The following is a 14,420-nucleotide window of genomic DNA, read 5'->3' as shown; positions in this document are numbered from 1 at the left end:
AGAACCCACGGCAATGGGTTCCCTTTAAAAATATAAGTTAGGTCTAGTATATCACAGAAAGCGAGTGGATAGAACATGCAAGCAAAAGTATTGGTTAACACACTCAACATGGATCACACCCAATGGTTGCAAGCACGTACGCGAGGCATTGGTGGTTCTGATGTTTCTGCTATTGCAGGTTTAAATCAATGGAAATCAGCGGTGCAAGTGTTCCTTGAAAAAACACAAGCGATTGAAAAAGAAGATGTGCAAAGTGAAGTGGCATACTTTGGTAATGTTCTGGAAGAAGTGGTGGCAAAAGAATTCTCCAAACGTACGGATTTAAAAGTGCAACGTAGAAATGCGATTCTTCAACATCCTGAATATCCGTGGATGTTAGCAAATGTGGACCGTTTGATTGTTGGTGAAAAAATTGGACTCGAATGCAAAACGGCGTCGGAATATTTAAAAAAAGAGTGGGAAGATGAAGAAGTTCCAGCGGCTTACCTCTTACAGTGTCAACATTATATGGCTGTAACTGGTTATGAAGCATGGTGGATTGCAGTACTCATTGGTGGTAATAAGTTTGTTCATAAAAAAATAGATCGCGATGAGGAATTGATTCAGTACCTTATCGATATTGAAAAAGACTTTTGGCTCAACAATGTTGAGAAGAATGAGCCGCCAATGTTTGACGGTTCAGATGCATCATCAGAATTACTTAAACATCTATATCCAGAATCCATTGCAGATAGCTTTGTAAGTTTAGGTAAACAAGAAGAACTTCTCATTGAAGCTCGCGATCAAGTAGAACGAGAAATTAAAGTACTCAAAGAACAAAAGGCAGAGTACGAAAACAAAATCAAAGCAAAGCTCGGTACCAATGAAGTTGGTGGAACTGAGAATTACAAAGTGCAATGGAAGTCATACACAACAGTTCGTTTTGACAGTAAACGATTTAAAGTAGAGCATCCAGATTTGTATGAGCAATATGCAAAAGAGTCTATAACAAGAAAATTCACGGTTAAATAAGGGAGGAAATAAACAATGGCAACTAATCAAGATGTGAAAAACCAATTAGCAAATCGTAAGGCAAACGCACCTGCAACACCGGATAAATTGGTTGAAGGTTATATGAAGAAAATGGCTCCACGTTTTGCGGAAGTCTTACCAAAACACATGAGTATGGAGCGTATGAGCCGTATTGCACTTACAACAATTCGTACAAATCCAAAATTATTAGAATGTGAAGTTCCTTCTCTTATGGGAGCTGTCATGCAAGCGGTGCAATTAGGATTAGAACCAGGTTTACTTGGTCACTGCTACCTCTTACCGTTCAAAAATAAAAAGCAAAACAAAATGGAAGTTCAGTTCATTATCGGCTACAAAGGGATGATTGATTTAGCAAGACGTTCTGGTCACATCCAAAGCATTTACGCGCATGCTGTTTATGAAAATGATGAGTTCGAATATGAGCTTGGTTTGCATCCACAACTAAAACATAAGCCATCATTCGGTGAACGTGGTGAATTTATTGGTGCTTATGCAGTCGCACATTTCAAAGATGGTGGGCATCAAATGGAATTTATGCCGAAAAGTGAAATTGAAAAGCGTCGTCAACGTTCAGCAGCAGCTAATTCAAGTTATAGTCCATGGGCAAGTGACTATGATGAGATGGCGAAGAAAACAGTGGTTCGTTACATGTTTAAATACCTACCAATCAGTATCGAAGTTCAGTCACAAGCGCAGCATGACGAAGTTGTTCGCAAAGATATCACAGAAGAACCGGAATTTATCGAAGCTGATCCAATTGAAGTGGAACAGTTAGTTGAAGAGAATGAACAAAAAGATTTCGTGATTGAAGGTGAGTAACAAATCAAAGGTGTTTCTCTCTCGCAAATTGTGGGAGAGAGCACAATCAAAAGATGAGTTGAAACAGTCGATTGCACGTTATATACAAACTGGTTATCCAGGTTATCGGATAGAGAAAGTCATTAAGGAAGATGGGGCATACATCGCGATTTGCACAAGGGGGTAGTAATAGTGTCAGATGTTAAATGGATTAAGCTATCAGTTAGTATGTTCGATGATGAAAAGATTCGCATCATTGAAAGTATGCCAGAAGCAGACACAATTTTAATTTGCTGGGTGAAGCTTTTATCACTTGCAGGAAAGACAAACGCAAATGGTTACATTTTCTTAGCAGAAAACATTCCGTATACAGATGACATGCTAGCCACGGTATTTAATCGTCCACTTAACACCGTACGACTGGCGCTCGAAACCTTTCATAAATTCGGAATGATTGAAGTGGATCAAGAGCATTACATCAACATTAAAAATTGGGGTAAACATCAAAGTTTAGACCGTCTGGATGAAATTAGAGAACAAGCACGGATTAGGAAGCGACGCCAAAGAGAACGAGAAAAACAAGCAGCTCTAAATCCACCACAAGAAGATGGTCACGTGACAGGTCACGAAAATGTCACGGACATAGAAGAAGATAAAGAATTAGATAAAGAAGAAGATAAAGATTTAAAAGATATAAAAGAATATAGTCCTGATAAACCTCAGGACCATGTACCTACTGAAATTCCATATCAAGAAATTGTGAAATATCTTAATTCTAAAGCTGAAACACAGTACAAATATACTTCTAAAAAAACCAAAGAATTAATTCACGCACGTTGGAAAGATGGGTTTACTTTAGATGACTTTAAAAAAGTTATCGATACAAAGGTAAATCAATGGATTAATGATCCGAATATGTGTGGTTACCTAAGACCTATTACATTGTTCGGTACGAAATTTGAGAGTTATTTAAATGAGCGACCAGCGCAAAGAAAAGGAACTTTTAAAGGAGGTTCAAAAAATGGAAGCCCTAAACAAAGTAATGACGAGGATTTTGAATACATCGGCTTGTGATGATAAGGAAGAAGGATATGAATGTCCGGATTGCAAAACGTTCATTCCTGCGGTTTCTGTAGAAGTGGCAGCGTTGAAAATAAAACGTAAAGTGTTTCCTACTTGTGAATGTGTAGTTGCAAAAGAAGAAGCGAGAATTCGGGAAGCACAAAACTTCGCGAAAAAGCGTGAAATCGACAAGTTATTTAGCATCAGTAATCTTGGAGAACGATTCAAGAAATCAACGTTTGAGGCGTTTAGAGAAAGAGAAGGATCTGCAACAGCTTCTCAAATTGCTCAAAAATACGTGAATGAATTCAAACAATGGAATGGTGAATCACTTATGATTTGGGGAGATCCAGGGAATGGGAAAACGCATTTGGCAGCCGCTATTGCAAACGAACTTTCGAAACAAGGATTTATTGTAGTGTTTCAAAGTGTGCCTGAATTGTTGCAACGTATTCGAAGTACTTTTAACAGCGATAACAAAGAAAATGAAACACAAATCATGCGTGCGCTTTTAGAATGTGACCTACTTATCTTGGATGATATCGGAGCTGAAAAGACTACTGAATGGGTAGAAGAAAAACTGTTCAATGTGATTGATGGTCGATATCGCAAAGAGTTACCGACGTTATATACAAGTAATTTGCAGCCGAAAGAATTGCAAAATCAGGTAGGGAAACGTTCGTATGACCGAATGGTGGAAACGAGTTTAACAGTTGCAAATAAAGCGACTAGTTACCGTCGCGAAATTGCCAAACAAAGATTACAAGCATTTGGAGGGTGAGGATATGAGCAACGTGTTGGTTGAGCAAAAGCGTGAGTTTTTGGATTTTCTTCTAAATTGCATTTTGAAAAGAGGAGAAGAAGGGTTTGCGCTCCTCTATACATTTAAAAAGTATATAAGCTTTTCAAACAGAATTCATTTTGTTGAAAATGCCAAGAAATATCCATATGGCATTGAGATTTCAGCGGAGTTTTCGGAAGGTAAAATGTTCGCATTCTATAAACCGAATTCAACTGGTACTGAAGGAATAGCTGTATATAACCATTTTAATGGGAGTGATGCTCCAATTTATATTCAAATCAATTTCAAAGGAAAATACAAAGAGCCGTTATACATGGAAGTGCTTGAAGATGATGAGTGTTCGATTGAAACACATATCGATGGGGAAGATCTTGATGAAATTAATGAGTTAATTAAATATAACCTCATCGACCACGCACTAGACACAAGAAACGAAGAGCTGTTCCGTAAGTTGATTGCGAATTAAGGGGGAGAAGAAGCCGTGAAAAACACTGGTATTGTTAGAAAAATAGATGAACTTGGTCGTGTAGTGATTCCAAAAGAATTACGTAAAATATTAGGGCTACATGATGGAACGGAATTAGAAATCCATGTAGATGGTAAAAATGTAGTTCTTGCAAAGCATGAGAAGGTTTGTGTAGTAACCGGTGAAGCATCCGATGCAAATATTGAGCTGTTCGATGGACAAGTCATTGTCAGTCAGAAGGGAGCTAAATTACTGTTTGATTCCATCTTTCGTGAAGGTGAAAAACGGGGGTGGTTGGATTGAGCTACCTCCTTTACAAATTCAAACTCACTACCATTTTCGAACATTGGCCGAACGAGAAAATTATTGTCGCAGAAACGGAAAGTAAAGCAAGTTATCTGTATTGGCAACAGTTCAGAACGAAATTTATAACAATGCCAATGCTTGAATTTATGAAGTTTGTAAAGTGCGAGAACGAAGGTGTTTTTGATATCAAGCGCATGTACAGCGCAGAAAAAGCTTTCAAGAAAATGCAGAATTTCAGAAACCTACACTTCGCTTACATGGGTATGCGAGTAAACGTAGCTGGCATGTGGGGTACGATCGTCGGAAACTGGAAAACTCATTTGTTCGTTTTGTTCGATGGGGAAATTGAGAAGCACAACTGTCATCCTTTTTGGGAAATTGCTTATTACGATGAGGAGGGCGAATTGGTTCGAAGCTACCAGCGGGGGGAATATGCGATGTAAATAAAAAAGGACGAACAGTCGTATCTGTCGTCCTTTATAGGAGAAAAATTATTCTGGATTAGAACTACGAATAACCAGAAAACGCGCTTTAAAACAGTGTTGTCAAAGATGTAATAATCTATGCAACAAAAACGCTTAGTCGGAATTCAAAACACCAAAATGGCTTGCATTGGTAACAGGCTCAAAACTAGTATATGTAAAATGAAAAATCTCATACAAAAAGCAGACAACAATTTTGGTTGTCTGCCAGTGAGTCGAATGAGTTAGCTAATTGTGATAAATTGCTTTCCCATTACAAGAAGAGTGAAGCTGCTAGTTCAAACAGCTTGTAAGTAGTCTTTTCGATATTTTAAAAAATATACAGAGAAAGCAGATAAGTGAAGAACCTACCTGCTTACTACTGTAAAAAAAGAAAGAAGTACCAGCCGTGGATTGAGCGGCTTGGAAGTAGTATGTATTGATTTGGAAAAATTATTCAAGGGGTGAAGAGAAGAATGGCATCGATAGTGAATAGTGTATGTGAAATAATTCGGTTAATGAGTGAAAAGAAAGTAGAACGCATCCAAATCACATACGAAATTGGAGATATCATCGAGCAGAAATGTAGACGTTGTTATTACAATCGTTCAGAAAAAGAATGTTTTAGTATCAGTGTTTGTAATAATTGCCCGACTGGCGAAGAATTACGCCAGTTGGGGAGGTATCTTGATACGCAGCAGAAAAATCGCGGTGGAAAACGAAAGGATGTTTTAGAATAGTTAGAATCATCAAATGGAATGCTGACACAAGTTCAGTTATGCCGGCACTATACCGATGTAGTTAAACTTGTGTCAGTCAATAATACTTGCCGGCTATTTATCACTAGTCTAAGGAAGAAAGAATGTTTTTTGCTGAGCGATATCTGATGTGAAGACAGCCGTTACATTTGAGTTTTTAAAATGTTTAGCTATGTCTTCACCAAGCAAATCTTTTACTTTCTTATATTGATTATCAGAAATAGGTGTTCTCCGGGTGTGATGATAATAAATTTCTTTATTAGACAGCACAGACTTTCTGTTGGCATTTTGAATTTTTTGTATGCCGTCACGACTATCAAGGTAAGAGATTTTAAATTCATCATTTGGGTTTTTTACACTTTGAATCGACTCTTTAAGTTTTTTCTGAAACTCGGTAAACCCTGGGCTTGTTGTGTTACTTAACCCTGTAGCGTATGTCATGTAAGGACCCCAGTACATATTGATATCAGCAACACCATTTTTGAATAAGACTGGGTAATTCTTAATAAATGAGATTTCACTATTTTCGCACACAAGAACCAAAAATTGATTTCCTTCTTTGTTTGAAAAGAAGATTTTAATTCTATGCTTTTTAAAGTCAAATACAATTTCTAGTATTTTATCAGAATTTATAGAGCACAATATTTCATATTCCTTTTGGAATTTCATTAAAAATACACCTCCTAACACTGCCAATGTTCGACATATAGGAATATAAGTCCTGCATGATTTTTAGAGAGAGGTTGAAGATTGAACAAAAACGCTATTCTAATACGAAATGAGGGAGTGAAATGGAGCAATTATCGATATTTGAAATAGATGAAACGAAAATTATGCTGTATGAAGTATTCGGAGCTAACAACTACCATCACGAGATTAAGAGTTATTACCTACACAACAATTACATGGGTGAGGTTAAGTATCTCTATATTAGAACAACAGATGACACGATTATTGATATGTGTTTAAGTGAGTTTCCAGAAGTGTTTGCTGTGTACGAGGGATTCACTGAAGCGCAGATCAAGGAGATTCACAGAGGAAGATTGTAAAAGCCACATTCAATTAGGGAAATCCTAGGCCAAGGAATGCATCATTAAAGATACTACTTTAGTAATATAATTGGTGATGCATTCCTAACATTAAGCCTTGTTGCACTTGCTATTTTATCTGCCCACCATGGATTCCTGAGAAAGTGCCAAGGCACCTAGGATTGTAGCTAAATGGAATAGCATAAGCATCATCTCCGTTACAAGTTTTTTCTTAACTAAGAAGTTAAGTACTTCAGAAATGGAGCAGGAAAGTGTGCCAGCATACAAGATGCCAACAAACCATCCTTTACTACCCAGCCACACTGGTAAGTCGGTCAGGAATGATTGAATCGAACAATCAACAGTTAAAACCAAATTTATTTATAAAAATATAATAATAGTTTCGTTAATTTATGTCAAATTTGTCATTTGAGAGAAAGTGGAAGCTGATATGCAATTTGATTTATTTCGCGAAATTGTAGTTAATAACTTGGCGGGCAGTAGCGAAGGGAGATAATAAATTTAAGAGAGTGGTTGTAATGTGGTTTGTAATAAGTTTTTTATTTTAAAAAGAAAGCCCCGAATCAAAAGGAAGATCAATTCGCATTACAAAATGCAGATTTATTGATATAATTAGAGTTAAGATGATTTATTATAGTTTGGTATTGAATGAGGGGGATACATTGTGAATTTTGAAAAAAAATTAGATGAGCTAGGAAGTGTAATTCAAAAGGGAGAAGAAATATTTGAATTATCACAAGAAAAATTTTTAAAGGAGTTTGCTATATTACCAAATGAAATTGCTGTTGGAATGCTTTTATTTAGGAAAGTAATTGAAAAGTTAGATGCGATATTTATTTTAATAGAAAATGGATCTGAAATGTCTGCAGAATCTATTACAAGAGATTTATTTGAAAATCTTCTATATTTGAAGTTCTTGTTAAAAAAAGATTATTTTGAAAGAAGGGCATTATCATATCAATACGCTGTTCTGGAGGATAAGTTAGATTTTTGTAATTTAGTTTCATCTAATCATAAAAGAGGACAAGGTATAAGAGATTATATTAACAAGGAGCTTCCTTTAAGACAAATACAAAAACAAAAAGAGATAGTAAAGAATGCAATGAATAAAGAATGTTATAAAAATATCAAAATCGAGTGGGAGCGTATAAAGAAAAAAGGGGGATACCCAAAATGGTACAGTTTATTTAAAGGACCTAGAACTATTAAAGAACTTGCAATTGATTGTAAATTTGAACCTGCTTATCATATCTTGTATAGGAATTATTCTAAGCAGGTGCACTCTGGAAATGCACTTGAACAAATTGGGAAAATGGAAAACGGTCTGATTGGGATAAAAGATTTAAGGGGAAATGAAAATTCGAATACTATTTTATTAAATGCAAGAAGTTTTGGCTTAAATGCCATAAGTGAATATGTAAATTTCTTCTCCTTGGAATCAAATAAAGAGTTAGCGGAATGGTACAAAGCTAATATAGAATTAATGATAAGATGAACGGAGGGGAACCGTATCGTATGAATCAATTGTCATTTTTTGAGGACATCGATGAAAAGGAGATGCGAAGACTTGTGGTGAAGGAGCTGAAAAACTACAAAGCATTGTGCGTCCGGATGAAAAATCAAGAAGAACAGGCTCAAGCTGGAGGTGTTGTTCTTTTTCCGAAAATGAAAGGTGACGATAAGAATCATGAGATACGTTTTAAACAAATTGAACGGACGTTACAGAATGCACTTGATAAAGATCAACTACAGATTATTGAGTTAAAGTATTTAGGGAATGAGAAAGTGAAAGATTCCTATGTTTATAATGAGTTGATGATGAGACGGGATAACTTTTATGAGAATAAAAAAGTAGCTATCCGTTTGATAGCTACTGCTTTAGGGATTATATAAACGCGTTTTAATTATAGTGAAAATGAAATTATGGGTTTTTGTACCGTTGAGATAGATTTTTATATAATGCGTGTGCCCCATCTACCTTTTGCTCTACCAAAAGGTAGAGCTTTTTGGACATTCCATAAATCTTAAGAGGCTGGATGGCTACTAATAAAATGTTTTATATTAATTTAGTTTGTTAAATTTTTTTCAGTAATTTCAATATAATATGAAAAAAATGCATGTGAAATATTAAAGATATAGGGTTTGTTTTATAGGTATATTAGAAGCTTTGAATGGAGGTGAAGAAATTTAATATGAAAGCTTTATAAAGCGATTAATCGAAAAATTAGGGAAACTAATAGTGTAAAGTGTTAAAATTATAATATATGAACGGAGGGGGGAGGGGATTTTATGGGGAAAAAGAAAACTGATTTACATTTAGACTTAAGTGATTTTAAAAAAGCACATACTTATAAAGAGTGTTTCCACAAAGATAAAGATTGTAGTAAACGCATTATAAGAGCTCATTCTATACAAGATAATAAGATATTAGTGGAAATTGCAGAAAATGGACTAGTGTTAATGTTCAGTGAGGATATAAACGAAAGTTCAAAATTGGATTATAAAATGGAACACATTGGTAGAAGAGTTGCTACAACTTTTAGGGGGTTTTGTAATACACATGATACGGAGATATTTTCTCCAATTGAAAATAAGAATTATTGTAATAGGAACAGGCAGCAGGAATTTATCTTCGCGTATAGGGTGTTTGCTAAAGAGTATCATACTCAAAAAACAGTTGTAAGTGCGATGGAAAAATTAGCTGATTATATTTATAAGGGTGAATTTGAAAAAATTAGTAAGAAATATAGTGAGAGACCGCCTTTAACTGATAAAGAAAGGATAATAAAGTGGTTTAATGTAAAGAGGCAATTGTTTGGTCCGGTAGAAACTCTAAAAAGAATGGAATTTTATAAGGAAAAAATGAATCGATATTTAGATACATCAGATTTTGAAAAAGTCATTTCAGATGTTATTGAATTTGATGAAGATTACCATATTGCGGTTTCTGCAATGACTTTCATAGAATTAGATTTACATAAAAATGTTATAAATGATTTAACGGATTTTTCTACTGAATTAGCTCCTTTATTTGTAACTGTTTTTCCGCAAAATGGAAAAACGTACGTTTTAATGAGTTATTTAAAAGAACACCAAGAAAAATATGAGTTTATCAAAAAACAAATTTTGAATCAGGATATAGAAGAGCAAAAGGTGATTATTTCTAATTTGATTGTATTTCATTTTGAAAATTTCGCTCTTTCCCCGAAGTTATGGAATAAAATACCTGGTGGGATGCAACAGAAAATTTGCGATTATCATAAAGAAGCTATTAGAGAGAAAAGGAAAGCAATTTTGAATGATAAAAATATTAATTTATTTGTTTAAAAAACTAGCGATTATACTGGATATTTTAGAAATAGATTTGTATGTAAAATAAAACAACATTTTAATTATTGTAGTTTTTACCGACAAAAAAGGGGACAATTTCGGGGGTTTTTCAAAACGAAATCAATATTACGCTATACCTATACAGTTCTTTGAAAGAAGAATAGTGTGGGGATAGCGTAGCCCCTTTATCAAAACGTTACTCGGTCGGAATGGACGGAGAAAGAAAAGGACGAAAAGACAAATTACATGTATATATCCAGCCACGATGCGTGAGTATCGTGGCTTTTGTTACTTATTATTCGGGGTATGTAAGACGGTAGATTTATAGTGCGAAAATTAAATGAATATAAGAAAAAGTATTTAATTAATAATTTGTAGGTATGCTTTTTCTTATATTCAGCAAGTGATTTTAATGCGATTATTAATTCAAATTGAGTTCAATTACTTTAAATTCATGAAGGTCCGTTAAGCAATCTACCATTTCCTTTTGGGTTGGGAGTGGCTGAACTTGTATATAATTTTCAGGATTGTATCTGTCAGTATGACTCTTGAATTTATATAGGAATGGTAAGCTATCAATTTTATGTGATGATAATAGATTTAAATATTTTTCAATGGAAGAGGATAAATCTTTGGCAATTTGAGATAGAGCAGATTGATATAATTGAGCCATACATCTATTAAATTCGTTAACAATATCAAGAAATAAGAATTTTTCCGGTAACTGTTCTAGTTCCTTCTGCAATTTTTTCCATTTGAAATCATTTTCTAATAAACCGTCCCTAACAAAAAAGGTTTTTAAAACCTTTTCTTCTTCTCCGTTGTTTTGAACTAATTGTCTTGAAATACTTCCAATTGGAAGGCCGGAATGTTGAGTATAGTTTCTAAGTTGATACAAAAAACGATAAGCAAAATAATTGTCGTATTCGGAAGTGGTATCAGTTTTCCATTCTTTGAATTGTTGTGAATGTTTACCGTATTTCTTTTTAATTCTTAGTTCAGTGTGCTCAATAAACATTTTAGCACTCGATAGATAATTTATAAGGAATCGATTTGTATGTAGACCTATATTTTTCGAGTTTGCAGATTCTTTATTCTGCGACAAAAAGTTTAATAAATCGCATTGATTATGTAGTGACATATCAAATAAGACTTTGATGCTTCTATAAACTTTTAATTCGTTAAATAAATTATCGAGTAATGCTTTTTCTAAATTTGAGAGAGCACCTTTAACTTCTAGTTCATGTTCCTTCTCTTTAATTGGTGTGCAGTTTGCGATAGAACATATCGAATAATCAGACTCCTTTCTAGTTATAAATATTATAACAAAATTATCTAGATTTTTGGATTTGACTTGTGTGTAAAATGTTATAATATATATTGGTTTATTATACCAATATATACAAGGAAGAGGAGAGAGTGTTATGTCAACAAAGACTTTAGCTGATTTTAAAGGTTATGAGGGAATTGCTATTCAAGTGAAATTCACTAAACCCGAATATTTAGAGGGATTTCTTGATGGGAAGTTATTTATGAATAACTTTAAGTATTTTATTGATTTAGAAAAGGAAAAGAAAGAAAAAGGACAGGGGGATAAGCTTGAAGCGGGTTTTGTGTTTAGAGGAACTAATATAACCTTACATTATGAAGGAAAAGAAATAGGTAAAGCAAAATCAGCTGAAGTTGTGGAACGATATTCAGAAGCAGAAAAACTTCCTATTTTTTGCTTGGCTAGATTTGAATCAAAGGATTTAAGTGTTGTAGAAGAAAGTGAGGATGGATTAAAGGTTAAGATTCAATTGTCTAAAGAAGACCAAGAAGCATTTCTAAAAGATTTTGGTCCCATTGCTGTAGTCTTACCTGGCGATTTTTACGATCGAATTTATAAAACGTGTAAAGAAAAGGAAATCGAATCTACTGCTGGAAAGGTGGCATACTTGGATTATGATTATCATGATTCTGGGAGAAAGAAGTTATTTGATGAAGGCTCTGTCGATATGTTCTTTTGGAAGGATGACTTCTTTAGATATCAAAGAGAATGTAGAATAGTTTTAACTGATACTTTTGTAGAAGAAAACCTAGTATTAGAGGTAGGAAGTTTGCGAGATAAAGCAATTGTATTAGATACGAAAGAATTTTTCGAAAACTTTATCTTTGATGTTAATTTTGAAGAAATGAAAGAATTAATAAAATAAAAAGCATCCAATTGGGGTGCTTTTTATTTTATTTAAGTGTTAAGTATAAGGGAGGCATGTGAAATGTAAATAGCAAAATAGATCCATGGTTAACTGAAGAAGAATTATTGCTAATTGAAGGATGGGCAAGAGACAGTCTTACGGATGAACAGATTGCATGAACATAGTCCCTTTATCAAAACGTTACCGAAGAACGGGCATGGATGGTAAGAATCCGCGATAAGAACAATTACATGTATATATTTAGCCACGGTTCGTGAGTGTCGTGGCTTTTGTGTTTTTTATTGAGCCTGGTATATTTGCTGGGTTGATTGGTGACATAAACGCTTCAATCTGAAAATATCGCATTATTAAAGTTTTTATATTAATAATATATAAATAATTTGAATGATAAATGAAAAGGTACTTATAAAAATGATAAAATGTGTAAAAGAGAGGAGAAATATATGGAGGAAAAAGATTTAGAACAACAAAGAAAGATTATAAGAGAAAGAATGCAAAAAGAGGCACAAAAGTTTTTTGAAGATGAAGAAAAAGTAAATCGATTTAGGAAAAGTATACAAGAACTACACGAAAATAATGCCGAATTTTACCGGGAACTTCAGAAAGTTATACAACCTATTACAAATACGTATCAGATTTTTTGGGAAGAAACGAGAAAATATATTAAAGGAATAATGGAAGCAATTGATTGGGGAGCAATTAGTGATGCTGCAGCAGAAACATTAACAGAGCTAGATACTTTTTTGCAAAAATACGAAGAGAATTATTGGTGTTTCGACTATGAAATTATGGATTTAATCGGTGAAGATGAAATTAATGAAGAAAGTATCATTGAGTATGTTGAAAGTAAACTAGAATCATACATAGCTGAAATAACTAAAGATCCATTATTTGAATTACATGTTACACTAATTAATGAGACATATGAGGCGTATAAATTAGGTTTGTACAAATTATGTGCTATGCCGCTTTTTGCCGTGTTTGAGCACATAATTGCTTCATGGCGTGAAGGGAATATTAAAGAAGGGGTTATAGAAATTAACAAAAAACCTAAATTACGTAGATTATTTAAAATAATCGATCCTGATAAGTTTAATGAAGTAGAACATGAACAGTTTAGTAAGATCTTTGCACTTTCAGTACTACGTATGTTTAAAAAAACTTTTGTTAATGTTCCGGAAAATCTATGCCAAAATTTAAATCGTAATTCATTGACACATGGTTTTCATGATTATAATTCAATTACTAAGGTGGATATATTGAAGTTGTTTCAATTGCTGAAGGCAAGTATGGTATTAAAATACTATGATATAAATGTAAATGAAAGATATAAAATAACTAAGTAGCTATTTAATATTGTTGTAGAACAAAAGCATCCATCAAGATGCTTTTTCTTTTGCACAAAACAAACGAACACAATGAATGAAAAAAGCAAGAATCAAATGATTCCTGCTTCATGGAGAACTTGGATTAATTTAGCGATAGCTAAAGTGAATCCTATAAGATCGAATTCTCGTCCTGAAATCCTAGTTCCATTTTCTAATTCTGTTTTTTTGAATTTCATTTTTATCCCCCCCTTCTAAAAAGATAGGCGCACTCGATGTAGGAGTTTTGGTCTACATGGGTATATACAAACTAGAAGGAGGTTCTCCACGAAAACTGAACAAAAAAAGATGGATTTTTTTAAAATAAGATTTTTTTCGTTAAAAAAGTATGAAACTTTTCAAAAGTAGCTATTTTTATTTTGTATAATAAATCTAAGGCGAATTGAAAGGGGATGTTGATGTGAAGAAAATAAAACGCGGTACTGAACCTTATTTTAAAACGTTAGGTGAACGAGATAAGAAAAGCTATATAGTTGTTGGACATAAAGATGGAATTGAACACCCTCTTGGTGAAGGGTTCAAAACGTTAAAGCAAGCAAGGATGTTCAACGATAAATACGCTCATGATAATCCAAAATGGCTAAATGAAAATGGAGATATAAGCGAACTTAATGTGAAAGATAAAAGAGAAAACGCTAAGAATCGTTGGCACGGAAATGCAACCGAAACAGCTTATAGTAAATATACCGATTTTAAAGATTGGAACAAATAAAAGTAGCGAATCCGCTGCTTTTTTATATTTTGAGAAGAGATTATCATGAGGTGAGTGAGAG

At 33.9% G+C, this 14,420-nt stretch carries 18 protein-coding genes and 1 pseudogene; 16 read left to right on the top strand and 3 right to left on the bottom strand.

The annotated features are described in order from the left end of the window. Positions 1–75 precede the first annotated feature (75 nt). The 9 genes and pseudogenes from DN410_RS03055 to DN410_RS03020 all read left to right on the top strand — a co-directional run. Positions 76–1,011: a YqaJ viral recombinase family nuclease gene (locus DN410_RS03055; RefSeq protein WP_149175283.1), complete on the top strand. Its 936-nt coding sequence runs from the start codon at positions 76–78 to the stop codon at positions 1,009–1,011. Between the two features lie 15 nt (positions 1,012–1,026). Beyond that, entirely contained in the window at positions 1,027–1,851 is an 825-nt protein-coding gene (gene recT / locus DN410_RS03050; RefSeq protein WP_149175282.1) for a recombination protein RecT, read from the top strand. Then, positions 1,844–2,017, top strand: a complete 174-nt coding sequence (locus tag DN410_RS28130) for a hypothetical protein (RefSeq protein WP_218947461.1) — start codon at positions 1,844–1,846, stop codon at positions 2,015–2,017. Before recT ends, DN410_RS28130 begins: the two co-directional genes overlap by 8 nt. Before the next feature lie 5 nt (positions 2,018–2,022). After that, on the top strand, positions 2,023–2,904 hold the full coding sequence (locus tag DN410_RS03045) for a phage replisome organizer N-terminal domain-containing protein (protein WP_149175281.1): 882 nt from the start codon (positions 2,023–2,025) through the stop codon (positions 2,902–2,904). Continuing rightward, on the top strand, positions 2,852–3,673 hold the full coding sequence (locus DN410_RS03040; RefSeq protein WP_149175280.1) for an ATP-binding protein: 822 nt from the start codon (positions 2,852–2,854) through the stop codon (positions 3,671–3,673). Before DN410_RS03045 ends, DN410_RS03040 begins: the two co-directional genes overlap by 53 nt. Before the next feature lie 4 nt (positions 3,674–3,677). After that, positions 3,678–4,160, top strand: coding sequence for a YpiB family protein (locus tag DN410_RS03035; RefSeq protein WP_149175279.1), 483 nt, complete (start codon positions 3,678–3,680; stop codon positions 4,158–4,160). 15 nt (positions 4,161–4,175) lie between these two features. After that, the gene (locus DN410_RS03030) at positions 4,176–4,463 is read left to right on the top strand and encodes an AbrB/MazE/SpoVT family DNA-binding domain-containing protein (RefSeq protein ID WP_149175278.1); all 288 of its coding nucleotides are present in this window, start codon (positions 4,176–4,178) and stop codon (positions 4,461–4,463) included. Continuing rightward, positions 4,451–4,909 (top strand): MFS transporter, encoded by a 459-nt coding sequence (locus tag DN410_RS03025; RefSeq protein ID WP_255446644.1) that lies wholly within the window; start codon positions 4,451–4,453, stop codon positions 4,907–4,909. The genes DN410_RS03030 and DN410_RS03025 overlap by 13 nt, the downstream gene beginning before the upstream one ends. Positions 4,910–5,445: 536 nt before the next feature. After that, positions 5,446–5,655: pseudogene (locus DN410_RS03020) on the top strand (hypothetical protein); the annotation flags it as partial. Positions 5,656–5,775: 120 nt separating this feature from the next. Here DN410_RS03020 and DN410_RS03015 read toward each other — a convergent pair. Continuing rightward, entirely contained in the window at positions 5,776–6,354 is a 579-nt protein-coding gene (locus DN410_RS03015) for a hypothetical protein (protein WP_149175276.1), read from the bottom strand. A 122-nt stretch (positions 6,355–6,476) separates the two neighbouring features. On the opposite strand from DN410_RS03015, the gene DN410_RS03010 reads away from it, so the two are divergent. The 4 genes from DN410_RS03010 (at position 6,477) to DN410_RS02995 (ending at position 10,061) form a co-directional block, all read left to right on the top strand. After that, entirely contained in the window at positions 6,477–6,734 is a 258-nt protein-coding gene (locus DN410_RS03010; protein WP_149175275.1) for a hypothetical protein, read from the top strand. Positions 6,735–7,398: 664 nt separating this feature from the next. Continuing rightward, positions 7,399–8,229, top strand: coding sequence for a DUF5677 domain-containing protein (locus DN410_RS27800; protein ID WP_179958566.1), 831 nt, complete (start codon positions 7,399–7,401; stop codon positions 8,227–8,229). Positions 8,230–8,249: 20 nt separating this feature from the next. After that, positions 8,250–8,627, top strand: coding sequence for an ArpU family phage packaging/lysis transcriptional regulator (locus tag DN410_RS03000; protein ID WP_149175274.1), 378 nt, complete (start codon positions 8,250–8,252; stop codon positions 8,625–8,627). A gap of 396 nt (positions 8,628–9,023) precedes the next feature. Continuing rightward, on the top strand, positions 9,024–10,061 hold the full coding sequence (locus DN410_RS02995) for a hypothetical protein (RefSeq protein ID WP_149175273.1): 1,038 nt from the start codon (positions 9,024–9,026) through the stop codon (positions 10,059–10,061). 424 nt (positions 10,062–10,485) lie between these two features. On the opposite strand, the gene DN410_RS02990 is transcribed toward DN410_RS02995, so the two are convergent. Further along, a complete protein-coding gene (locus tag DN410_RS02990) occupies positions 10,486–11,205 on the bottom strand; it encodes a hypothetical protein (RefSeq protein ID WP_218947458.1) in 720 nt (239 codons plus the stop codon). A gap of 283 nt (positions 11,206–11,488) precedes the next feature. On the opposite strand from DN410_RS02990, the gene DN410_RS02985 reads away from it, so the two are divergent. Together DN410_RS02985 and DN410_RS02980 are read left to right on the top strand one after the other, a co-directional pair. Beyond that, positions 11,489–12,259 (top strand): hypothetical protein, encoded by a 771-nt coding sequence (locus DN410_RS02985; protein WP_149175271.1) that lies wholly within the window; start codon positions 11,489–11,491, stop codon positions 12,257–12,259. A 446-nt stretch (positions 12,260–12,705) separates the two neighbouring features. Continuing rightward, on the top strand, positions 12,706–13,608 hold the full coding sequence (locus DN410_RS02980) for a hypothetical protein (RefSeq protein WP_255446643.1): 903 nt from the start codon (positions 12,706–12,708) through the stop codon (positions 13,606–13,608). A 92-nt stretch (positions 13,609–13,700) separates the two neighbouring features. Here the strand turns inward: DN410_RS02980 and DN410_RS28275 are convergent, their stop codons facing one another. Continuing rightward, entirely contained in the window at positions 13,701–13,826 is a 126-nt protein-coding gene (locus DN410_RS28275) for a hypothetical protein (protein ID WP_255446642.1), read from the bottom strand. A gap of 221 nt (positions 13,827–14,047) precedes the next feature. Between DN410_RS28275 and DN410_RS02975 the strand changes: the two genes are divergently transcribed. Further along, positions 14,048–14,359 carry a hypothetical protein gene (locus tag DN410_RS02975; RefSeq protein ID WP_255446641.1) on the top strand — a complete coding sequence of 104 codons (312 nt, stop codon included), beginning with the start codon at positions 14,048–14,050 and terminating at the stop codon, positions 14,357–14,359. Positions 14,360–14,420 lie beyond the last annotated feature (61 nt).

Origin of the sequence: Bacillus sp. SH5-2 (assembly GCF_008368905.1) — a bacterium.
Lineage (GTDB): Bacteria > Bacillota > Bacilli > Bacillales > Bacillaceae_G > Bacillus_A > Bacillus_A luti.
Note: the sequence above shows the minus strand (reverse complement) of the source record. Positions and strands in the feature narration are given on the sequence as shown.